The organism is Paraburkholderia hospita, assembly GCF_002902965.1.
Lineage (GTDB): Bacteria > Pseudomonadota > Gammaproteobacteria > Burkholderiales > Burkholderiaceae > Paraburkholderia > Paraburkholderia hospita.
The window spans coordinates 2,110,095-2,131,236 of the sequence record NZ_CP026105.1; the positions used below are offsets into that span (position 1 = coordinate 2,110,095).

The following is a 21,142-nucleotide window of genomic DNA, read 5'->3' on the forward strand; positions in this document are numbered from 1 at the left end:
CAGAGTAGGTTTGTTGTTCAATGCCTGGGTTGAAATGACGCTGCCTGGTGCGCCGTTCAATGTGCAGGGAATACACGCAACGCGCGCGGCACGGCCGTCACGCCATCGCCGACACCGAGTTGCAATTCGCGCCATGCTTCGCGATCCAGTTCCGCTTCGAGCACGTGACCTGCACGCCCTTCGAGCTCGACACGCACCGAGCCGCCCAGCGTCACCACGCGCCGCACGCCGACGACGATGCCGTCGCGATGTCCTGAAGCCTGCGGATACAGCACGAGATCGTGCGGACGCACGTAAGCGAACGCGGGCCCCTGGAAGTTCGCTTCGATCGCGATAGGCTGCGCGGCGCCATCGACGACGAAACCCCTGCCGTCGACGCTGCCATGCAGCCGGTTCGCCGCGCCGAGAAACTCGTAGACGAACGAGGTCTGCGGATGATCGTAGACGTCTTGCGGGCTGCCCACCTGCTCGACGTGCCCGTGATTCAGCACGACGATACGGTCCGCGACTTCGAGCGCTTCTTCCTGGTCATGCGTGACGAAGATCGTCGAGATATGCAGGTCGTCGTGCAGACGGCGCAGCCAGCTGCGCAGTTCCTTGCGCACTTTCGCATCGAGCGCGCCGAACGGTTCGTCGAGCAGCAGCACTTTCGGCTCGACGGCCAGCGCGCGCGCCAATGCGATACGTTGCCGCTGGCCGCCCGACAGCTCCGACGGATAGCGTTGCGCGAGCCAGTCGAGCTGCACGAGCTTCAGCAGTTCATGCACTTTCTCGCGGATCACGGCTTCGGACGGACGCTCCTTGCGCGGCTTCACGCGCAGGCCGAACGCGACGTTCTCGAACACCGTCATATGACGGAACAGCGCGTAATGCTGGAACACGAAGCCGACGTTGCGCTCGCGCGCGCCCACTTCCGCGACGTCCTGGCCTTGCAGCACGACCTGGCCCGCGTCCGCGTATTCGAGGCCCGCGATTACGCGCAGCAAGGTGGTCTTGCCACAGCCCGAAGGTCCAAGCAGCGCGACGAGTTCGCCCGGCGGAAAATCGAGTGAGACGTTGTCGAGCGCGGTGAAATCGCCAAAGCGCTTTTGCAGATTGCGTACGGTGATGCCCATCTTTGACAACTCTCCTTACTGGACCGATTGTGCGGCGGTATTCGTCGACTGCGTGGACGGCTTGCTCACGGGACCGGCATGCGCAGGCACGTCGCTCGCGCTCGCCAGTTCCGCCGACAGGTGGCGCTCGGCGAGCAGCTTCAGGCCGAGCGTGACGAGCGCGAGCAACGCGAGCAGCGACGCCACGGCGAAGGCCGCCGAAAAGTTATATTCGTTGTAGAGAATCTCGACGTGCAGCGGCATCGTGTCCGTCTGTCCGCGAATGTGGCCCGACACCACCGACACCGCGCCGAACTCGCCCATCGCCCGCGCGTTGCACAGGATCACGCCATACAGCAGACCCCATTTGACGTTCGGCAGCGTGACGCGCCGGAAGATCTGCCAGCCCGACGCGCCGAGCACGTGCGCGGCTTCTTCCTCGTCGTTGCCTTGCGCCTGCATCAGCGGAATCAGCTCGCGCGCGACGAACGGGAATGTGACGAAGATCGTCGCGAGCACGATGCCCGGCACCGCGAAAATGATCTGCACGTTGTGATCGGCGAGCCACGGTCCGAACCAGCCTTGCGCGCCGAACATCAGCACGTAGATCAGGCCGGAGATCACAGGCGACACCGAGAACGGCAGGTCGATCAGCGTCGTCAGCAGCGCCTTGCTGCGGAACTCGAACTTTGCGATACACCACGATGCCGCGAGACCGAACACGAGGTTGAGCGGCACGGCAATCGCTGCCGTCAAGAGCGTCAGCTTGATCGCGGACACGGCATCCGGATCCGCGAGCGACTCGAAGTAGTACGCAACGCCCTTGCTGAACGCCTGATAGAACACGGCAACGAGGGGCAGCGCGAGAAACAGCGCGAGAAACAGCAACGCGATGCCCGTCAGAATCCAGCGCACGACGCGCGGCTCGGTCACCGGGTCGGGACGGCGCACGGCGTTAGTGTTGCCTGCGCCCGAGCCGGAAAGCACTACGGAATCCTGGCTCATTGCGCACCTCCCGTCAGCGCAGCCGACGACACAACCGGCACCGTAGGCGCCGTGCGGCCGCGGGTCGTGCGCCGCTGCAGATACCACTGCAGCGTGTTGATCAGCAGCAGCATCAGGAACGACACCACCAGCATCACGACAGCCAGCGCCGTCGCGCCCGCGTAATCGTATTGCTCCAGCTTCGTGATGATGAGCAGCGACGTGATCTCCGACTTCATCGGCACGTTGCCCGCGATGAAGATCACCGAGCCGTATTCGCCCAACGCACGCGCGAACGCCAATGCAAAGCCCGTCAGCAGCGCGGGAAACACACTGGGAAATACGACGCGCCGGAACGTCAGCCAGCGCGAGGCGCCCAGGCACGCGGCCGCCTCTTCCTGCTCGCGCTCGAACTCTTCGAGCACGGGCTGCACAGTCCGCACGACGAACGGCAAGCCGATGAAGGTCAGCGCGACCAGCACGCCCGCCGGTGTGAACGCGATCTTGATGCCGAGCGGTTCGAGAAACTGGCCGACCCAGCCATTGCCCGAATAGATCGCCGCGAGCGAGATGCCCGCCACCGATGTGGGCAGCGCAAACGGCAGATCGACGACGGCGTCGATGATGCGCTTGAACGGAAACTTGTAGCGCACCAGCACCCACGCGACCAGAAAGCCAAACACCGCGTTGATCAGCGCGCCACCGAGTGCCGAGAAGAACGTCAGCCGGTACGACGCGAGCACGCGTGGCGACGTAACGGCGCGCACGAACTGGCTCCAGTCGAGCGTGGCCGTCTTGAGAAAAGTGGCCGCGAGCGGAATTAGCACCACGAGGCTCAGATACGCCAGCGTGATGCCGAGCGTCAGGCCGAAGCCGGGTATCGCGCTCGGCTTGCGAAAGGTCAACGTCGTCATGCGAAAGCTCTTTCAGGTTTTATGCGTTGCAACGCGTGCCGTCGCACCATTGCCGAAAGCGCGCCCGAGGGCGCGCCTTTGTTCAAACATTGCCGCTGCGTGGTTTCACTGCGGTTGGTAGATCGAATCGAACACGCCGCCATCGGCAAAGTGCGTCTTCTGCGCGTTCGTCCAGCCGCCGAACGAGTCGTCGACCGTGTACAGCTTCAGCTTCGGAAACTTATCGGTGAGCGTGGCCGGCACCTTGTTCGAACGCGGACGGTAGAAGTTCCTCGCGGCGATTTCCTGACCTTGCTCGCTGTAGAGGAAGTTCAGATACGCGTCGGCGAGCTTGCGCGAGCCATGCTTGTCGACCACCTTGTCCACCACGGCGACGGGCGGCTCGGCCAGAATGCTCGCCGACGGCACCACGATCTCGAACTTGTCGGTGCCGAATTCCTTCACCGACAGGAACGCTTCGTTTTCCCATGCGATCAGCACATCGCCGATGCCACGCTGCACGAAGCTCGTCGTCGCGCCGCGCGCGCCGGAGTCGAGCACGCCCGCGTTCTTATACAGCTTCGACACGAATTCCTTCGCCTTCTGGTCGTTGCCGCCCGGCAGATGCGACGCGTACGCCCATGCCGCCAGATAGTTCCAGCGCGCGCCGCCCGACGTCTTCGGGTTCGGCGTCACGATCGACACGCCCGGCTTCACGAGATCGTCCCAGTCCTTGATGTGCTTCGGGTTGCCCTTGCGCACGAGGAACACGATCGTCGACGTGTACGGCGACGCGTTGTCGGGCAGGCGCTTCTGCCAGTCCTTGTTGATGAGGCCCTTGTTCGCGAGCGCGTCGATGTCATAAGCGAGCGCGAGCGTCACGACGTCGGCCTGCAGGCCGTCGAGCACCGAACGCGCCTGCGCGCCCGAGCCGCCGTGCGACTGCTTGAAGGTGACCGACTCGCCCGTCTTCGCCTTCCATTCCTTGCCGAAGGCCTGATTGACGTCCTGATACAGCTCGCGGGTCGGATCGTAGGAAACATTCAGCAGCGTGGTGTCCGCATGCGCCTGCGCGATCATCCCGACCGCCGACGCAGCGCCCAGCGCGAGCGCCGCGACCAACCGCTTCGCGCTGCCGCGCTTTGCCTTCTGTGCTCCTGCCAACCCCGTGATCCGAATGCCCATCGACCTTCTCCGTCTTGTTGGTGTGACTGCCTGGTTTCCGCTGATTGCCGCGTTTCGCTGCTGCGCAAGCGGCAAGCGCCTCTGCCGCTGCGTGGGCGTTGCTGCTGCATCAATGGAAGGCAGTCTATCCAGGTGGCTTCATCATTAAAAATAATGTTTCTTCATTTTTTAATACGCAATAGTGGTAAAGGAATGGTTTGCGTCCGCGAGCGCGTCCGTAGCGTCGTTTCAGCGTCGCCTTTCGACGTTCACACGACACCCGCCGCGACGAACTTAAAGTAAAGCTTGAAATGCGCCGAATACTGTATAAAAATACAGTCACCTGTCTATCCATACAGTGGCGCCATGACCAAACTCACCGCACGTCAGCAACAGGTTTTCGAACTGATCCGCCGCGCCATCGAGCGCACGGGCTTCCCGCCCACGCGGGCCGAGATCGCGGCCGAACTCGGCTTCAGCTCGGCGAACTCGGCGGAAGAACACCTGAGGGCGCTGGCGCGCAAGGGCGTGATCGAGCTGGCGGCGGGCGCGTCGCGCGGCATCCGCCTGCTCGCGGGCCAGGACGATTCCCCGCACCAGTTCACGCTGCCGCACGCGAGCATCATGCAGTTGTCACTGCCGCTCGTGGGCCGCGTGGCAGCCGGTAGCCCGATCCTCGCGCAAGAACATATCTCGCAGACTTATACGTGCGACCCGTCGCTGTTCTCCAGCAAGCCCGACTACCTGCTGAAGGTGCGCGGCCTGTCGATGCGCGACGCGGGCATCTTCGACGGCGACCTGCTCGCCGTGCAGAAAAAGAGCGAAGCGAAAGACGGCCAGATCATCATCGCGCGTCTGGGTGACGACGTGACCGTGAAGCGCCTGAAGCGCCGGCCCAACGGCATCGAGCTGATCGCCGAGAACCCCGATTACGAAAATATTTTTGTTCAGGCCGGCAGCGCGGAGTTCGCGCTGGAAGGCATCGCGGTCGGGTTGATCCGACCGACGGAATTCTAATTAGCTGAACACTGTCTGGAGAGACTCATGGAACGCCTTGCCCGCTTGCTGCCCTTTCGCCAGTTCGGTCGTCTGCGCCATCTGCGCGAGCTTGTCCCTTGTGGTTCGCTGACGGCGCTTGCGTCGAACGTCACGGGCGGCACGGCATCGCTGTTCGATGAAGAACCCCAACCGCTGCCGTCCGCGCAGCCGGCATTCGCACGCGTGTCGCTGAACTCGGGCCTCAATGCGGAACCGGCGCGGCGCGCGCCCGTGCGGGTCTACCACGGGTCGTCGCGACTCATCATGGTCGGCACGGTGGACGCCGTGTGCAATATGATCGATCGCGCGATTGCGGAGCAAGGCGATCAGTTGGCCCAGCAGGCGGCGTGAGCGCGGTACAGGCGTGTGACATTCACGCTGAGAAACGCTTGCTTGCAAACTTGCGGGATCGTTTCGGTGCCGATCGGGTCCACACCTGATCGATATTGAAAACGGAGCGTTCTGCACAATGGCAGGTTTGATAAGGATGAAAGGCCGGGTTGGCCGGTCGATTCTGATCGCGTTGATCGTGATCGTCGTCGTGGCCGCGCTGGGTTATGCGTACGCATCGCCGTATATCGCGCTCGACCGGCTCAAACGCGCCGCCGATTCCCGAGATGTCGAAACGGTCAACGCGTACGTCGATTATCCGGCGCTGCGCGACAGCCTCAAGCTACAGGTCACGGGATTGCTGACGCGCCGCCTCGACGTGCAGCACAACGGCAATCCGCTAGCTGCCATCGGCGCGATGATCGGCGTTGCATTGATTGGTCCGCTCGTCGATGCCTATGCGACGCCGGATGGTGTCGCCGCGTTGCTCAACGGCATTCCGCCGCGCGGCGAACCGGGAGAGCGCCCGCCTCCGCCGCCCGCTGCTCGAGCGGACAATCCGGCGCCCAACTCGCCACAAACGCCTGCGCCCGCATCTAGCCAGGCTAGTGCCAATAGCAACACGCCGCCGCAGCCGCCGCAAACCACGGCGGGATATCGCGGTGTCAATGAGTTCGTTGTGAGCTATCAGCACGGTGTCGGCGACACGCGCTATGCGGCGATTTTTCGTAGGCAGGGGCTTTTCACGTGGAAGCTGTCAGCCGTCGATCTGAACGGCTGACGCTTCTTCACAACACGTGCGCCAGATGGCGGCTGCCTCACGCAGCCGCCTGCTCCTCCTCAGCCGCCGACGAGCACGCGACCAGAATGCTGCACGACACGCGGTCCAGCAGCGGCGTATTGCCCGCGCCCATCCACCAGCGCGACAGTCCCGTGCGGCAACGATGCCCGACCACCACGAGATCGGCGTGCAACTCGGTCGCTAGCGACGCAATTTCGTCGATGGGATGACCAAACGCGAAATGCCCCGTCGCCTTCACGCCACGTTCCGTGAGCCAGTCGACGCCTTCCTGCAGAATTTCACGCGCGGTCTTTTCGAAGCTGCCGCATGCGACGTCCGTCAGCAGGCCTGCGCTTTGCGCGATGCTCGAACGCATGTCGACGACCGACAGCAAATGCGTTTCCGCGCCCAGATCGAGCGCCAGATTCGCGCCGCAACGCAATGCCTTGCGGCCTTCACGCGAGCCGTCGTAGCACAGCAGAATCTTGTTGTAGCTCGCCATTTTGCTTCCCCCCATGCCCGCGACTATCGCGGTCTCATCTGAATCATGGTGCGCCGCAATTCCACATGCAAGGGATGGAAAACGCTAAGTGCGGTGGCCCGCGCAGTCCGCCATGACGCGGTGCAAGATCGTGCACACGATCCGCCAGCGATGCGCATCCATGCGCCAAACGTGGCGCGCACGATGCCCTAAAATAGGCAGCCGTCTCGCGCTTTGCACCCCGCTTTGCACCCGACACGCACCTATTCAGGGAACATCCGTCTTCGTATGTCTGAAGCTGCAATCGAATTTCATCAGGTCGAGAAGCGCTACGGCGAGAAAACTGTCGTCGACGGCTTGTCGTTTCATGTGCGCGCGGGCGAATGTTTCGGACTGCTCGGTCCCAATGGCGCAGGCAAGACCACGACGCTGCGCATGCTGCTCGGCATTGCGGCACCCGATGCAGGCAGCATCCGTTTGTGCGGCGAACCGATTCCAGTGCGCTCACGCTTCGCGCGGGCGCGCGTCGGCGTCGTGCCGCAGTTCGACAATCTCGATCCCGATTTCACGGTCCGCGAAAACCTGCTCGTGTTCGGCCGCTACTTCGGCCTGTCCGCCGCGCAGTGTCGCGCGATGGTGCCGACGCTGCTCGAATTCGCGCGCCTCGAAAGCAAGGCGGATGCGCGCGTCGGCGAGTTGTCGGGCGGGATGAAACGGCGGCTCACGCTCGCGCGCGCGCTCATCAACGACCCTGACGTGCTCATCATGGACGAGCCGACGACAGGCCTCGATCCGCAGGCGCGCCATCTGATCTGGGAGCGGCTGCGCTCGCTGCTCGCGCGCGGCAAGACGATTCTGCTGACCACGCACTTCATGGAAGAAGCCGAGCGTCTGTGTCACCGGCTGTGCGTGATCGAGGAAGGACGCAAGATCGCGGAAGGCGCGCCGAATGAATTGATCGCTTCGGAAATAGGCTGCGACGTGATCGAAGTGTACGGCCCCGATCCGGCAAAGCTGCGCGACGAACTGGCGCCGCTGTCGGTACGCACCGAGATCAGCGGCGAGACGCTCTTCTGTTATGTCGACGACCCGCAACCGGTTCATGCGCGGCTGAAACAGCGCGCGGGGCTGCGTTATCTGCACCGGCCGGCAAATCTCGAAGACGTGTTTTTGCGTCTGACCGGCCGCGAAATGCAGGACTGACGGGCACACAATAATTTGCCAACGACATCAGGCGCACCGCACACATGGACTTACGCACCTACAACACCCCCGAGCACGCCGCGACACGCGAGCGCTTCGCCGCGTTGCCCGCGAACGCCGTCAACTGGATTGCCGTCTGGCGGCGCAACTATCTGGTGTGGCGCAAGCTCGCGCTCGCGTCGATGTTCGGCAATCTCGCCGATCCGATGATCTACCTGTTCGGCCTCGGCTTCGGCCTGGGGCTCATGGTCGGATATGTCGACGGTGTCTCGTACATCTCGTTCCTCGCGGCGGGCACGGTGGCGTCGAGCGTGATGATGTCGGCGAGCTTCGAGTCGATGTATTCGGGCTTTTCGCGGATGCACGTACAGCGCACCTGGGAAGCGATCATGCACACGCCGCTCACACTCGGCGACATCGTGCTCGGCGAGGTCGTGTGGGCGGCCAGCAAGGCTGTGCTGTCGGGCGCCGCCATCATGGTCGTGGCGGGCGCGCTCGGTTATGCGAGCTTTCCGTCGATGCTCATCGCATTGCCCGTCATCGTGCTGGCGGGGCTTGCGTTTGCGAGCACGGCGATGATCGTGACGGCGCTCGCGCCCTCGTACGATTTCTTCATGTTCTATCAGACGCTGGTGCTCACGCCGATGCTGTTGCTCTCGGGCGTGTTCTTTCCGCTGTCGCAATTGCCGCACGCTGCGCAGTTCGCCGCGCAACTGCTGCCGCTCGCCCACACCGTCGACCTTATCCGTCCAGCGCTGCTCGACCGTCCGATGAACGACGCGGCGCTGCACGTGGCCGTGCTGGCCGCGTATGTGGTGGTGCCGTTCTGCGTATCGGCGGTGCTGTTCCGCCGCCGCATGATGCGCTGAGGGCGCCGCGCGCAGGTTCATACGCGGCGGCGCCCTCAAGCCGATTCAATCAGATCACTCTTCGTCGTCCGACCACGGCACGTCGACGTCCGAGATGAACTCGACCGTCGCGAACGGCCCGCCTTCCTGGCGACCGATCTTGCCGTCCGCGCGATGCCATTCCACGCGGAACATCGTACCCGGATCGTCGGAGCGCAAACGGATCGTGCGCAACTCTTCCGGATCGGCTTCCTCGACGGGGCCATCGAGCGAAACGAGCAGCGCCTGCGGCCACATGCCGTCGACGGGATCGTAAATGCGGTCGCCGTCGGGAATCGACGTATGCGCTTCGACGCCGATCGTCGCCGATGCGTCGATGATCATCTTGCCCAATGCGCGCAGCACGGCTGTTGCGCGTGCCGAGTTGGCCTGACGGATAGCGAGATCCCCGCGCGTCAGCGCCTGCTCGAGTTTCGGATTGGTCTTTTGTTGGGCCATGCGATGTCCTGAATTATCTGGTTGGCGCTTGCACGCCGTTTTCTGCAGCTGAATGATTCGTCCTGTCTTGCGCCGCGTTGGCAGCATGAACGGGCGCCATCGTAGCATTTGCGTCCGTCCGCCTGCGTCTTGCAGTGCAACAAGGCAACGCCCATGCAACCAGGCGATGCATGCGATCGCGCGCTTGCCTCCCCAGTTTAGGACGAGATTCGCCGCCGCGACGCCGCGTTTTAATTACAAGCGCTTGCTCAGAAGCCGAGCGCCACGGCCAGCAGCCCGGCCAGCACGCCGAACGCGACCACGCCGACGGCGACGACGCTCAGCACGCGCGGCCGGAACGAGCGCGCGAGCATCGCGAGCGACGGCACGCTGATGGGCGGCAGCGTCATCAGCAGCGCGCCCGCAGGCCCGACGCCCATACCGAGCGACAGCATCGCCTGAACGATGGGCACCTCGCCCGCCGTCGGGATCACGAACAGCGTGCCCGCGACGGCCAGCGCGACGATCCATACGATGTCGTTGCCGATCTCCGGCCCGACTTGCGGAAAGAGCCACGCGCGCGCCGCGCCGAGCAGCAGGACCAGCACGATGTATTCCGGCACGAGGCGTACGGCCATCCGCGCGAAGATCGACAGCCAGCGCGCGAACGGATTGCCGTCACGCTGCTCGCCGACCAGTTCGACGAGGTGCGCGTCGGCCGCTTGCGCTTCCGTGGGTGTCACGAGCCGGTTCGCCAGATAGCCGAGGCCGAACACCATCGCGATGCCGAGCACGAGCCGCAACCCGGCCCAGTGCCAGCCGAGCACGAAGCCCATGAACACGAGCGTCGCGGGGTTGAGGACCGAATTGCCGAGCCAGAACGCGATCGCGCCGCCCGGCGAAGCCTGCCGCGCACGCAGTCCGGCGACGACGGGCGCCGCGCAGCACGTGCACATCATGCCCGGCAGCGCGAGCAGGCCGCCCGCCGCGACGCTGCCGAAGCCCGTCTTGCCGAGCAGCCGCGCGACCCAATGCGCGGGCAGCAGCGCCTGCACGGCCGAGCCGAGCAGCAGGCCGAGCACCATCGCCTGCCAGATCGCCTTACCGTACGCGAGCGCGTAGGCCAGCGCCGCGCTCCACGACGGCGCAGGCGGGCTCGACGCCTTGCCCATCAGGATCGACGCGCCGATCGAATGCGTCGATGCCGCCGTGAACGCGCGGTTGTAATACGGAAACCATTTGACGTAGAAGAGCCCGACGATGGCGAGCAGCACGAAAATCGGCCAGGTCGAGGCGGCGGACGAAGTGGTGGGACGCGTAGCGTTCATCGTCGTGGGGATTGGTCGTTGTGTTGTTGACTACGTTGCCGCTCGTACGGCATGCGCGGGCTCGCGCGCCGTCTGGGCTGCCGCATCGGCACGCGGCAGCGGTCACTCTACACGGATCGAACGGGATCGTAAAAAGTGGGGACGAAAGCGGCGCGACGGGTGGTTTTTATCCACGACCGCGTGCTGTTGAACGTGGCGCTGGGTGCGTTCGTGCACTTGCCGCCAGCGCACCGCGACATTGGCATCGCGGCGCGCGGCGTGCCGCTCAGGGCGCGGGGTTCGGCTGCAGTTCGTGCAGCGCGTCGATTTCGGCAAGCGCTTCCGGCGACAGCTTCACATTGGCGCTCGCGATATTCTCTTTCAACTGATCGAGCGACGTCGCACCGATCAGATTGCTCGTCAGGAACGGCCGGCTGTTGACGAATGCGAGCGCGAACTGCGCGGGCGACAGGCCGTGGCGCTTCGCAAGCTCGACGTAACGTGTCGTTGCCTGCACGGCTTGCGGCTTGCTGTAGCGCTGGAAGCGCTCGAATAGCGTGATGCGCGCGCCCGCCGGACGCGCACCGCCTTCGTACTTGCCCGACAGCCAGCCGAACGCGAGCGGCGAATACGCGAGCAGCCCGACATGCTCGCGATGTGAGAACTCCGACAGCCCCGCTTCGAACGTGCGGTTCAGCAGGCTGTACGGATTCTGGATCGACACGATGCGCGGCAAACCGAGCTTCTCCGACGCGCGCAGAAATTGCGCGACGCCCCAAGGCGTTTCGTTCGATACGCCGATATGACGCACCTTCCCTTCCTTCACGAAATCCGCCAGCACGCTGAGCGTCTCTTCGATGGGCACCGTGTATGCATCGTCGATCCACGGATACGCCGGGCGGCCGAACGTCATCGTGCTGCGATCGGGCCAGTGCAGCTGGTACAGATCGACGTAGTCCGTTTGCAGACGCTTGAGACTGTCGTTCAGCGCCTCGGTGAGATTCTTGCGGTCGTACTGGTTGCCCTCGCCGCGAATGTGACGCGGGTTGTGCGGCTGACGCGCGGGACCTGCGATCTTCGTCGCGAGCACGATCTTGTCGCGCATACTGCGATGCTGCGCGATCCACGTGCCGATGTAGCGCTCCGTCAAGCCCTGCGTCTCCGGACGCGGCGGCACCGGGTACATCTCGGCGGCGTCGATCAGCGTAACGCCCTGGTCGAGCGCGTAATCGATCTGCTCGTGCGCGTCGCGCTCCGTGTTCTGCTCGCCCCACGTCATCGTGCCGAGACCGATCAGGCTGACCTTCACATCCGTATCGCCGAGTCTGCGGTATTCCATCGCCTGGTTCCTGTTCGTGTTCTTGCGGGTGATAAATCGGGAAAAGGCGAAATTACCATGTCCGCGCGAACCGCGTGCGTGGCTAGAATAGCGGCTGGCCGCGCCGGCACATGACCAGGCATCTGGCCAGGCGCGTGGCCGGTTTCGATGCGCTTACAACGTTCGGAGAGTCATGTCGATGTCAGATACGCCGTCCACGTCATCCGTCCCGTCGCACGGACGGCAGTCGCTGATCGTGACGCTCGTGGCCGCGGCGTTTTTCATGGAGAACCTCGACGGCACGATCATCGCGACCGCGCTGCCGCAGATGGCGCAGTCGTTCAACGTGCATGCCGTCGATCTCTCCATCGGCATCACGTCGTATCTGCTGACGCTCGCCGTGTTCATCCCGATCAGCGGCTGGACCGCCGACCGCTTCGGCGTACGCAACGTGTTCACGGCGGCGCTCGCGGTGTTCACGGCGTCGTCGGTTGTATGCGGGATGACGAACGGGCTCGTCGAGTTCACGGCGGCGCGCATCGTGCAGGGCATCGGCGGCGCGATGATGGTGCCCGTCGGGCGGCTCGCCGTCTTGCGCGCGACGCCCAAGGACGGCCTGATGCGCGCGATCTCGATCATCACCTGGCCCGGCCTCGTCGCGCCCGTGCTCGGACCGCCGCTCGGCGGCTTCATCACGACGTACTCGTCGTGGCGCTGGATCTTCTATCTGAATGTGCCGCTTGGGATTCTCGGCATCGTGCTCGCGTGGCGCTTTATCGGCGCGGAAGGTGAATCGCAGAAACGTCCGTTCGACGGCATCGGCTTCGCGCTGTGCGGCATCGCGGGCACGGCCGTCATGTATGCGATGGAACTGCTCGGACGCTCGGATGCGCCGTGGCGCGAAGCGCTCGCGTTTCTCGCGGGCGGGTTCGGCGCGGGCATCGGCGCCCTCTTTCATCTGCGCCGCAGCGCGCATCCTGTTGTCGATCTGTCGGCGTTTCGTGTGAAGACGTTTGCTGTCGCGATGGGCGGCGGCTCGTTGTTTCGCGTGTCGATCAGCGCCGTGCCGTTTCTGCTGCCGCTGATGTTCCAGCTCGGCTTCGGCATGAATGCGTTCCATTCGGGGCTGCTGACGCTCATCGTGTTCGCTGGCAACCTGTCGATGAAGCTCGTGACGACGCCCGTGATGCGGCGCTTTGGCTTTCGTCCGGTATTGCTCGTGAATGGCGCGCTCGCGGCGATCAGCATTGCGGCGATGAGTCTGCTGACGGCTGCGACGCCGCTCGTCCCGATGGCCGTCGTGCTGTTTGCTAGCGGCTTGTCGCGCTCGCTGCAGTTCACTGCGGTCAACACGCTTGCGTTCGCTGATGTACCGAAGCCGCAGATGAGCGGCGCATCGACGTTATCGAGCACACTCTCGCAAATGACGATGGGTATGGGCGTCGCGCTCGGCGCGATCGCACTGCGGGTTGCAGCGTGGCTGCATGGACATGAAGCGCAGTCGGTGACGCCGGCCGATTTCAGCATTGCTTTCCTGCTGGTGGCGGCCGTCGGGCTGGTGGCGATCGTCGATGTGTTCGGGCTCGAACGCGATGCAGGCGCGCATGTAAGCGGGCATCATCGGCGGAAACGGGTTTGAGATGCCCGGCGCTGAACAGGTGGACTTGAAATGAATGTCGAACAGTTTGAATTACTCGTGACGCGCACGATGCCTTACGGCAAATACAAAGGCCGCGTGATCGCCGATCTGCCGGGACATTATCTGAACTGGTTTGCGCGCGAAGGATTTCCGCCTGGCGAGATCGGCAGGCTGCTCGCGTTGATGCACGAGATCGATCACAACGGCTTGAAGGAGTTGCTGAAGCCGTTGCGGAAGGGATGAATCTGCGGTTGACCTGATGCGCGCGCGTTCAATTCTTTGAACGACAGCGCGTCGCATGTCACGGACGCCAAAACAAAAACGGCATTGCGATTTCTCGCAATGCCGTTTCTGAATTCTTTGGGGTGGCTGATGGGACTCGAACCCACGACGACAGGAATCACAATCCAGCCGTCAAAATCGCCCTAAGCCTTGACAGGGAAGGATCGGCCTAAATAATCTCGGAACAAAATACACTCTGACAACAACGGTTTTATGCGGGTTTCAGGGCAGTCGTTCTGAAATTTTCTTCGCCGAATTCGCGCAAAAAAGACGCTCGCATTCCTGCACCCCATGCGGGGTTTCACTCGCCAGAGAAGCGCATTAGTATTGGCGATCGATCAGATTCGTCTAATGCATGCTGTTTTTTTGAGCGTCTCAAGCCGGCATGTGGACGACTTCCTTGATTCGGTATTAGACACAAATTGAACATCAGACCGGGGGCAAAAATGGACCTGCAAGAGGAAAGTAGACGTAGGGTACGAGCGTCGCTTTTTGAGTGGAAACAGCAAACAGACGGCCTCTTCAAAGAATGGATTCTCGAAACCGTAAAGACTCTGGCGCTGCTAAACAGCGCTGGCCTCGCCGGCGTCGCGGCAATCTTCGCGAGCGACGGTGTGGCGAAAGCGATGCTAGGAAATTACCCATCGGCCGCTCTATTTATGGTCGGACTCATGGCTGCCGGATTTGATATGTATTTCAACGCGCAAGGATGGCTGGGCAGGAACATCGAAATATTCGAGCGTATCAAGCGCTTTGACGCCGATGAGTTGGAAGCGAGGCGTGCGTTCGAAATGACCCGCAAGGGAGAAAGGTGGTTCGTCGCAGCTAGCATCGCTGGATGGACATCAGCCGTTATGTTCGTCCTTGGCGCATGGCCATTCATTAGGACCGCGTTCGGGCAGGTCGCGCACTTGATCTGCGGCAAATAGGGAGCGCATGCGGGAGAGTGGTCTATACTGTATATCCGCACAGTATCAGAGGCGGTCATGAGCACTGTTCCGGCCCCACAACCTGAAAGCATTCACCCGTCGCTCTGGCGCGCGTCACAGTTGGCGCGCGGCCGGATTTCGACAGTCGAGACCGGATACCCGTCCCTATCGGCGGAATTGCCCGGCGGAGGATGGCCTATCAGCTCACTCATCGAGATACTGGCGCAGACCCACGGGTGCGGAGAAATGCGGCTGATCGCGCCAGCGCTCGCGAAATTATCGGCGCCAATCTTGTTGCTCAGCCCACCGGCTGAACCGTCGGCACACGGCTTAGCGTATGCCGGCATCTCGCCGGAGCGGCTCATCCTAGTCCGCGCGCAGCAAGCACGCGATCAGCTATGGTCAGCCGAACAGGCTCTGACCGCCGGCACGTGCGCCGCAGTGTTGCTCTGGCAAAAGCACGTGCGCACCGACTCTCTACGCCGTCTCCTTCTTGCCGCAAGATCGAGCACAACGATTTTCTTCGTCATGCGCCATTTGAGCGAAGCCCGCGACGCATCGCCGGCGGACCTGAGGGTCGCGGTGAGACCTTCCGAAGTAGGCGCATCGGTTGAGATCCTGAAGCGCAAAGGCCCGCGCTTCGAGGGTTCGCTCGACATTGACCTCCAACCGGCTACCGCGCTCATCAGCAGCCGCAGTCGCAACCGCGTGCGCCGTAGCGTCACGCCGGACATTGCACCGGCCCGCATTCCGGTCGACGTACCTGCGTAGTGAATCAGGCTCGATTCGTGCGGCACCTACGGCAAGGAGGTGGTGCCGTGAATACTACCGAGTTCATCCAACAAGCTGAGCGTCAGGCGAAAATCGTCGAAGCGCTCCTTCTCGCTCGCTATACACTCGTCATACATGACAGCAATATCATCAGGTGCGAGGGCGAGGAATGGACGCTGGACTTTCGCCCAGAGATCGAAGTCATAGACGCTGCGCTCGAACTCGCAGGGATCGATACGACGCAACCGATGATTGCGCCTGCCCGGCGACGCGATGACGATTCCGATGGCGGTGATGATTGAAGCTACAGATCTGATGCACTCGACGTTGCAAACGCGTCCGTTCTCGAACCGCGACTGGGTGTTCGAATGGAAGCTTGACGGCTTCAGATGCCTCGTCAGGAAGTATGGCGAACAGGTTGATCTGATCAGCCGCCAAGGCAATTTCTTCAACACCTCATTTCCAGAGATTGTGAAGGCAATCGCAGCCGTGCCCGGCGATTTTGTGTGGGATGCTGAGCTAACCGTCGGTAGCGGTCGAGGTGCAATCGAATTTGCCAGCCTCCAGCAACGGGCCCGCACACTATTGCCCAGGAACGTTCCGGCTGCCGCAAAAAAGTGCCCGGCGCGGCTATACGTGTTTGACATGCTCTCGTCGGGGAAGCGGGACGTTCGAGACAGACCGCTATTCGAGCGCAAAGAACAGCTTCGCGACAGCTTTGACGACACGCCGCACCTCGCCTATACGACGCATGTTGAAGGCGTCGGGGAGCTTGTGTTCGAGCAGGTGCAGCTCAACGACTTCGAGGGAATGGTGGCAAAGCGAACATGGTCCGTCTATATGCGCGGCCGCTCGCTCAACTGGATTAAAGTGAAGAATGCTGGCTACTGTAGGCAGGCTGCTTTAGGCTTTGGCAAAACATAAGGGAGACGAACATGTTGAGGTACCCGGCTAGATTCCAACCGTTCGAGGAAGGCGGATTCGTTGTAACGTTCCGGGACATTCCCGAGGCGATCACCCAAGGTGACACGATCGATGAAGCCGTGATCATGGCCGCAGATGCGTTGGCCACTGCTATGGACTTCTATTTCGAGGATCAGCGACCCGTCCCACCTCCATCTGCCGTCGAGGATGGGGAGGAACTGGTTGCCCTGTCAGAAAGCATGTCTGACAAAGTGCTGGCGTTCAATGAAGCGCTGACGAACACATAAGATGGCGCAGTACAGCCCGCGGCCTGCAGGCTCATATTCGACGCCATTAGCAAATCGACGCGAATGAGGAAGCGGGAAATGTAAGATTGTCGCGCCGCTTTTCGGCAGTCCGAGGAGAAAGGGTGAAGCTGTCTGAATATATCGCACGGCTCCAATCAATCTTGGAAGCCGAGGGTGACCTGCTTGTTATTCAAACCAGCCCCAAGGCACCCGCGTGCGCTCAAGGTTTTACTTTCGGCAGGGCACCGGAACCCACTGTCTATCGAGTCGGCGACTACCACGGAATGAAACTCGCCATGACTGGCAACGGACGCGGAGTGACGGAAATCGGGCACGTCGTGTGCATTGGCGGTCGGGACCCGCTCGAGCAAAGCGAGATCAATTCGTTTATCGTCCCCCTCGGCCAGCCAGCCATTAAATACAGCCCATAGCCTGTAAAAATGAAATACAGGCTATGGGCTGTTATCACGCAGCGATTGGCTTCTCATCCCAATGCGAGCCGCCAAACGCACGCACTGCCGCCCACATGATCGCGCGGCGCCACGCCGGAACGCCCGTCACAGCCGACGCCTCCCGCAGCACCGCGTCGGCCGTCTCGCGGTCGACGATGTGAGCGGTATAGAGGTAGTCGTGCACGACGCTCGCCTCGTTGCTGGTCCCACCGGCGAGCATGTACGCGATCGGCACGCGCGGCACCGATGCGAGATCCGTGACGAAGCCGGTCGGCACGACGATCACCTTCCCCGTGACATCCGAGTCGTAGATCAGCGGCGCTGTCAGGCGCCACTTCCCGTCATCGATGCCGGTGGCGTTCTCCATCACCAGCGAAGTCAGGAACTTGCTCATTGCGTCGCCGCTCCGAATGCGGCCGCCGGCGCGGCGGTCGTCGGGGTGCCGTACTGCGCAAGCGCGGCCGACAAAGCCACCTGAAACGCCATCAGCCCGATCTGCGCACCCGACTTCGCGGCATCGTCGATCGGCAGCAGCGCGATCACCTGCACGGCGGCCGGAATCGACGTATTAACGAGTGCGACCACGTTGGAAGGATCGACCGATGCATTGGCGGCGCACACGGAGCCGTTGAGCTTCACCACCTGGCCGATGATGACCTGTTGGGTCGGGTCGCTGACCGTCATGGCCTGCACCGACAACAGCGTCGGCTGAACTACTGCGCAAGCCTTGGCGACTTGCGCCTGGAAGTTGCTGGCGACCTGCGGCGCATTCGCGCAGCCAGCGAAGAACATGAGCGCGGCGAGGCCTGCCGCAAGCAGCATTTTTTTCATCTCGGTTTCCTTTGAAATTTGCCGCGGGTGCGGCGGGGATTTACTGGTGTGCGCCGGCGGGCACCGACACCGCGGGCGAAATGACGTTCACCGGATTGATGAGCGGCGCCGTCGCGAATTGCGTCTTTGCTGCCGCGCGCGCGGCGACGACGTTGTATGCCGCGTGGATGCCTGCGGCCACCAGACCGGCGACGAGCGAAGAAACGCTGGCCGGTACCGGGCCGCGGCAACCGCCGAGGATCCATTCGACTGCGGGCACGAGTTCAGCTGCGCTGACGGTCAGGCCGCCCGTGATGAGGCTGGAAGTTTTATTCACGCTTTCTCCTTCAGGAATCGGCCAGCGGCCGGTGAGAGATCTTGTCGTGCCAGTGATGCGAGTCGGCGACGACTTCGACGTTGAAACTGCGGAAATTTCCCAGGTGGCCGAAGTGCAGATGACAGTTCACGCCGCCCTTGTTCGCCTCGCACAACGTCACGAGGTTCGACCGATCAAGTTCGAGATCCGGGTGCAGGTGAAACGGCCGGATGTGGTGCACTTCAAGCTTGTCGGCGCCGCCGCACACCGCGCACGTTGGGTTTTGCTCGAGGTGGTGCTTACGCACGGTCGGCCAATGCGTCGAGCGCTTTGACGCAATGGGATGCTTGCCCTTCGCCGCGTCGACGAGGTGTTTGATGATTGGCATGTTCGTAAACGGAAAAACCGCCCGAAGGCGGTCGTGGTGGAAGCAACTTTTTCGTCTTGTTTGCTGATCGACGGACCTGTAGATTTACGCACCGGAAGGTCATCCCCGATTTCCGGTGCGTGTTAAGGTCCGATGAGCGATTCGCCGTCGGGCCATCTTTTTGTCCGTCTGCGTCAGGCGGGAGCGGAGTCCAGCGTCGACAGGTTGTGCGCCTTGATGATCGACACGATCTTCTGGCCGTATTGCGGATCGGTTGCGTACCCGGCCGCCGCGATCGCGAGCGCGAATGTCGAGCCGCTCGTATATGCGAACGCGGGCTGATAGCGCCTGTTGTTCAGCAGAAACGCCGCGTGATCGTCGATGCACGCTTGCCAGTTCGGGTACTTGCGCCACTTCGCGGACACCGTCACCCATTGGCCTTTCAGGAACTCTCGCGTATCCATCGTGAGCACGTCGCCATGCCACGCTGAGTCGGCCTTCACACCGAACAGGTTGAATGCCTGTTTCGAGAGCGCGGACGTGCCCCAGCCTGACTCGAGCGCGCCCTGCGCCACGACGAACGATGCAGGGATCTTCGTCGCCTTCGCGCTCGCGCGCGCCGCCGGCGCGATCGCGTAAATGAAGTCGTTCGGGTTCATATCAGTCCAGTGACGGCCATTTGCCGTGAGCGAGAGCCCAGAGAGCGCCGGCGACCGTGAGGAACGGGCCGACCCAGATAACCACACGGCGGAGCACGCGCCCTGTCGCGGTGAAGAAGCCGACGCCCGACTTAGCGAGCTTCAGCAACTCGACCAGTTCCTTTGTGTTCGACTCGACGCGGAGCGTCGCTTCCGTGTTCGTCAAAAGCTCCGCGCGATACGCGCTGATCTCCTGTTCGAAAGTCCTCATCTGGCTCTCCAGTGCGGCCACCCGTCGATCCCGTTGCGGTTTGACCGTCCGGAGCGGTGACGGTGAAGGCCGTCGCTGCGGTGAACAGAATGTTGTAGACGCCGATCATCGTTGAGGTCGACGTAACCGGTCATTGGACCCGCGATGTAGAGCTTCATGCGGCAGCCCTTCCCGTCGAAACCATTGCGTGGAAGGCTGCGCTGAGGGAGTCGAGGACGATCATTTGCCGCTCCATCCGCGCATCGGCACGCATGCGTTGTCCGATCCACTTCTGATTCGACTCATATTCGGTCGACGCCGGAAACTTCTTGCCGGTGACCTTGAATTTCGCATTGATCTTTTCCGGATCGCCAGGGCGTTGTTGCATAAATCGGGTTTGAAGACAAAGGCGGTCGTGTGATCTTGAATTCAGGCAATGCGAGCGGATTGCGGACGTGCGAGCGCCGTCATGCGGTTGAGCACGCCGACGCGAACCGCCACTTCGGTCGCCTGGGAGCCGATCGTGCGCGCCCACAGACAATTGCCGGTGAGCGTCTTGAGCCGGTACATCAGGTTCTCGACCAGCGAGCGCTGGTGATAGCCGCTGCGCTTCTTCCATTCCCTTCGGCCGTCTCGCGCAATGGCACCGATGGCCTCGTTGCGCCAGGCGGCGCCGGGCGTGTTCCCCGGCCAGGGCATTGCCCCTTCGCGCGGTGGGATCGCCGGTTGTGCATCGCGCGCGGCAATCGCCACGTGGCATTGCTTCGTGTCGTATGCGCCGTCTCCACCGATGGTATCGATCGCGTCGTCCGTAGGGATCTGATCGAGCAGCCCAGGCAAGACCTCGGCATCGGCGACGTCCTGATGCGTCATCAACGCAGCGCATACCTGGCCGGTCTTCGCATCCAGCGCGAGATGTACCTTGCGCCACGTGCGACGCTTCGCATAGCCGTGCTTGCGCACCTTCCATTCGCCTTCACCGTAAAGCTTCACCCCTGTGCTGTCGACAAGCAGATGCAGCGGCTCGCCGTTGCGGATCGCGGGCAACGCGACCTTCAACTCCTGCGCGCGACGGCTCAGTGTCGTGTAGTTCGGTACCGGCAGCCCGGCGAAGCCAAGTGCGCGCAGACTTTGAGCGAAACCCTGAAGCGCCCGCAGCGGCAGGCGAAACACCTGTTTCAACCCGAGCAGCATCTGAATCACTGCGTCAGCATAAACGCATGGCCGGCCACGTCTGGACGAATCCTTCCCGGGCACGTGCGTCAGGACGCTTTCGTCAATCCACATGGTCACATCGCCTCTCGCGATCAAGCCCGCGTTGTACTCAGCCCAGTTCCTGACTCGATAAACCCCTTTGGGCTCCTGCCTCTTGCGATCGTCTTTGCGCATCTTCCCGGGCAAAAATCGAGAATGTACGCAGTTCACCCCGAAGTTAACAGGGGTGCCGTCACTACCGTTGCGCGTAAACGTCAGATCGGCGCGCGGTACACCGATTTATGCAACAACGCCGATCGCCAGCGAGATAACCCTTCTTAAGCAAAGCTCTGACCTTTTGCGAT

29 protein-coding genes are annotated in these 21,142 nt (G+C 62.4%); 13 read left to right on the plus strand and 16 right to left on the minus strand.

The genetic code is table 11. From position 1 onward, the window contains the following. Positions 1 to 56 precede the first annotated feature (56 nt). The 4 genes from C2L64_RS09420 to C2L64_RS09435 form a co-directional block, all read right to left on the minus strand. Positions 57 to 1,115 carry a sulfate/molybdate ABC transporter ATP-binding protein gene (locus C2L64_RS09420; RefSeq protein ID WP_090839041.1) on the minus strand — a complete coding sequence of 353 codons (1,059 nt, stop codon included), beginning with the start codon at positions 1,113 to 1,115 and terminating at the stop codon, positions 57 to 59. A 15-nt stretch (positions 1,116 to 1,130) separates the two neighbouring features. Continuing rightward, positions 1,131 to 2,099, minus strand: coding sequence for a sulfate ABC transporter permease subunit CysW (gene cysW, locus C2L64_RS09425; protein WP_090839039.1), 969 nt, complete (start codon positions 2,097 to 2,099; stop codon positions 1,131 to 1,133). Continuing rightward, entirely contained in the window at positions 2,096 to 2,992 is an 897-nt protein-coding gene (gene cysT / locus C2L64_RS09430; RefSeq protein ID WP_007587987.1) for a sulfate ABC transporter permease subunit CysT, read from the minus strand. The genes cysW and cysT overlap by 4 nt, the downstream gene beginning before the upstream one ends. A gap of 105 nt (positions 2,993 to 3,097) precedes the next feature. Then, a complete protein-coding gene (locus tag C2L64_RS09435; RefSeq protein WP_007587988.1) occupies positions 3,098 to 4,156 on the minus strand; it encodes a sulfate ABC transporter substrate-binding protein in 1,059 nt (352 codons plus the stop codon). Between the two features lie 345 nt (positions 4,157 to 4,501). On the opposite strand from C2L64_RS09435, the gene lexA reads away from it, so the two are divergent. The 3 genes from lexA to C2L64_RS09450 all read left to right on the plus strand — a co-directional run bounded on the left by lexA (position 4,502) and on the right by C2L64_RS09450 (position 6,284). After that, a complete protein-coding gene (lexA, locus tag C2L64_RS09440) occupies positions 4,502 to 5,152 on the plus strand; it encodes a transcriptional repressor LexA (RefSeq protein ID WP_007587989.1) in 651 nt (216 codons plus the stop codon). A gap of 27 nt (positions 5,153 to 5,179) precedes the next feature. Further along, positions 5,180 to 5,524, plus strand: a complete 345-nt coding sequence (locus C2L64_RS54085) for a hypothetical protein (RefSeq protein ID WP_090839037.1) — start codon at positions 5,180 to 5,182, stop codon at positions 5,522 to 5,524. A gap of 118 nt (positions 5,525 to 5,642) precedes the next feature. Further along, positions 5,643 to 6,284: a DUF2939 domain-containing protein gene (locus C2L64_RS09450; protein WP_090839035.1), complete on the plus strand. Its 642-nt coding sequence runs from the start codon at positions 5,643 to 5,645 to the stop codon at positions 6,282 to 6,284. Between the two features lie 37 nt (positions 6,285 to 6,321). Here the strand turns inward: C2L64_RS09450 and C2L64_RS09455 are convergent, their stop codons facing one another. Next, positions 6,322 to 6,786, minus strand: coding sequence for a universal stress protein (locus C2L64_RS09455; protein ID WP_007587993.1), 465 nt, complete (start codon positions 6,784 to 6,786; stop codon positions 6,322 to 6,324). A 267-nt stretch (positions 6,787 to 7,053) separates the two neighbouring features. Between C2L64_RS09455 and nodI the strand changes: the two genes are divergently transcribed. Continuing rightward, positions 7,054 to 7,968, plus strand: coding sequence for a nodulation factor ABC transporter ATP-binding protein NodI (gene nodI, locus C2L64_RS09460; protein WP_086916371.1), 915 nt, complete (start codon positions 7,054 to 7,056; stop codon positions 7,966 to 7,968). Positions 7,969 to 8,012: 44 nt separating this feature from the next. Continuing rightward, positions 8,013 to 8,837, plus strand: a complete 825-nt coding sequence (locus tag C2L64_RS09465) for an ABC transporter permease (RefSeq protein ID WP_090839033.1) — start codon at positions 8,013 to 8,015, stop codon at positions 8,835 to 8,837. Between the two features lie 54 nt (positions 8,838 to 8,891). Here C2L64_RS09465 and C2L64_RS09470 read toward each other — a convergent pair whose 3' ends face one another. The 3 genes from C2L64_RS09470 to C2L64_RS09480 all read right to left on the minus strand — a co-directional run bounded on the left by C2L64_RS09470 (position 8,892) and on the right by C2L64_RS09480 (position 11,939). After that, positions 8,892 to 9,314 (minus strand): hypothetical protein, encoded by a 423-nt coding sequence (locus C2L64_RS09470; protein ID WP_007588002.1) that lies wholly within the window; start codon positions 9,312 to 9,314, stop codon positions 8,892 to 8,894. Between the two features lie 248 nt (positions 9,315 to 9,562). Continuing rightward, complete coding sequence (locus C2L64_RS09475; RefSeq protein ID WP_090839030.1) at positions 9,563 to 10,621, minus strand: permease; 1,059 nt, start codon at positions 10,619 to 10,621, stop codon at positions 9,563 to 9,565. 265 nt (positions 10,622 to 10,886) lie between these two features. Continuing rightward, a complete protein-coding gene (locus C2L64_RS09480) occupies positions 10,887 to 11,939 on the minus strand; it encodes an NADP(H)-dependent aldo-keto reductase (RefSeq protein ID WP_007737340.1) in 1,053 nt (350 codons plus the stop codon). Positions 11,940 to 12,111: 172 nt separating this feature from the next. Here C2L64_RS09480 and C2L64_RS09485 point away from each other — a divergent pair, with 172 nt between their 5' ends. The 8 genes from C2L64_RS09485 (at position 12,112) to C2L64_RS09520 (ending at position 17,181) form a co-directional block, all read left to right on the plus strand. Further along, complete coding sequence (locus C2L64_RS09485; protein WP_090839029.1) at positions 12,112 to 13,557, plus strand: MFS transporter; 1,446 nt, start codon at positions 12,112 to 12,114, stop codon at positions 13,555 to 13,557. Positions 13,558 to 13,587: 30 nt separating this feature from the next. After that, on the plus strand, positions 13,588 to 13,800 hold the full coding sequence (locus tag C2L64_RS09490) for a DUF3820 family protein (protein WP_007588014.1): 213 nt from the start codon (positions 13,588 to 13,590) through the stop codon (positions 13,798 to 13,800). 461 nt (positions 13,801 to 14,261) lie between these two features. Continuing rightward, positions 14,262 to 14,768, plus strand: coding sequence for a hypothetical protein (locus C2L64_RS09495; RefSeq protein ID WP_143055834.1), 507 nt, complete (start codon positions 14,262 to 14,264; stop codon positions 14,766 to 14,768). A 57-nt stretch (positions 14,769 to 14,825) separates the two neighbouring features. Next, the gene (gene imuA, locus C2L64_RS09500) at positions 14,826 to 15,539 is read left to right on the plus strand and encodes a translesion DNA synthesis-associated protein ImuA (protein WP_090838954.1); all 714 of its coding nucleotides are present in this window, start codon (positions 14,826 to 14,828) and stop codon (positions 15,537 to 15,539) included. A 47-nt stretch (positions 15,540 to 15,586) separates the two neighbouring features. Beyond that, a complete protein-coding gene (locus C2L64_RS09505) occupies positions 15,587 to 15,841 on the plus strand; it encodes a hypothetical protein (protein ID WP_090838969.1) in 255 nt (84 codons plus the stop codon). Next, positions 15,813 to 16,463, plus strand: a complete 651-nt coding sequence (locus C2L64_RS09510; RefSeq protein ID WP_244144506.1) for an ATP-dependent DNA ligase — start codon at positions 15,813 to 15,815, stop codon at positions 16,461 to 16,463. The genes C2L64_RS09505 and C2L64_RS09510 overlap by 29 nt, the downstream gene beginning before the upstream one ends. A gap of 11 nt (positions 16,464 to 16,474) precedes the next feature. Beyond that, on the plus strand, positions 16,475 to 16,750 hold the full coding sequence (locus C2L64_RS09515; protein WP_090838952.1) for a type II toxin-antitoxin system HicB family antitoxin: 276 nt from the start codon (positions 16,475 to 16,477) through the stop codon (positions 16,748 to 16,750). A 122-nt stretch (positions 16,751 to 16,872) separates the two neighbouring features. After that, the gene (locus C2L64_RS09520) at positions 16,873 to 17,181 is read left to right on the plus strand and encodes a hypothetical protein (RefSeq protein ID WP_090838949.1); all 309 of its coding nucleotides are present in this window, start codon (positions 16,873 to 16,875) and stop codon (positions 17,179 to 17,181) included. Positions 17,182 to 17,215: 34 nt separating this feature from the next. Here C2L64_RS09520 and C2L64_RS09525 read toward each other — a convergent pair whose 3' ends face one another. The 8 genes from C2L64_RS09525 to C2L64_RS09555 form a co-directional block, all read right to left on the minus strand. Continuing rightward, on the minus strand, positions 17,216 to 17,596 hold the full coding sequence (locus C2L64_RS09525; RefSeq protein ID WP_208525948.1) for a DUF1353 domain-containing protein: 381 nt from the start codon (positions 17,594 to 17,596) through the stop codon (positions 17,216 to 17,218). Beyond that, a complete protein-coding gene (locus C2L64_RS53135) occupies positions 17,593 to 18,033 on the minus strand; it encodes a hypothetical protein (RefSeq protein WP_090838947.1) in 441 nt (146 codons plus the stop codon). The genes C2L64_RS09525 and C2L64_RS53135 overlap by 4 nt, the downstream gene beginning before the upstream one ends. A gap of 40 nt (positions 18,034 to 18,073) precedes the next feature. Then, a complete protein-coding gene (locus tag C2L64_RS09530) occupies positions 18,074 to 18,349 on the minus strand; it encodes a hypothetical protein (RefSeq protein ID WP_090838945.1) in 276 nt (91 codons plus the stop codon). 10 nt (positions 18,350 to 18,359) lie between these two features. Continuing rightward, complete coding sequence (locus tag C2L64_RS09535; RefSeq protein WP_090838944.1) at positions 18,360 to 18,716, minus strand: HNH endonuclease; 357 nt, start codon at positions 18,714 to 18,716, stop codon at positions 18,360 to 18,362. Positions 18,717 to 18,889: 173 nt separating this feature from the next. Continuing rightward, complete coding sequence (locus C2L64_RS09540; RefSeq protein WP_090838942.1) at positions 18,890 to 19,354, minus strand: glycoside hydrolase family 73 protein; 465 nt, start codon at positions 19,352 to 19,354, stop codon at positions 18,890 to 18,892. A 1-nt stretch (position 19,355) separates the two neighbouring features. Beyond that, on the minus strand, positions 19,356 to 19,604 hold the full coding sequence (locus tag C2L64_RS09545) for a hypothetical protein (RefSeq protein WP_090838941.1): 249 nt from the start codon (positions 19,602 to 19,604) through the stop codon (positions 19,356 to 19,358). Between the two features lie 154 nt (positions 19,605 to 19,758). Beyond that, positions 19,759 to 19,971 (minus strand): hypothetical protein, encoded by a 213-nt coding sequence (locus tag C2L64_RS09550; protein ID WP_090838939.1) that lies wholly within the window; start codon positions 19,969 to 19,971, stop codon positions 19,759 to 19,761. Positions 19,972 to 20,012: 41 nt separating this feature from the next. Next, positions 20,013 to 20,972, minus strand: coding sequence for an IS5 family transposase (locus C2L64_RS09555; RefSeq protein WP_090838937.1), 960 nt, complete (start codon positions 20,970 to 20,972; stop codon positions 20,013 to 20,015). Positions 20,973 to 21,142 lie beyond the last annotated feature (170 nt).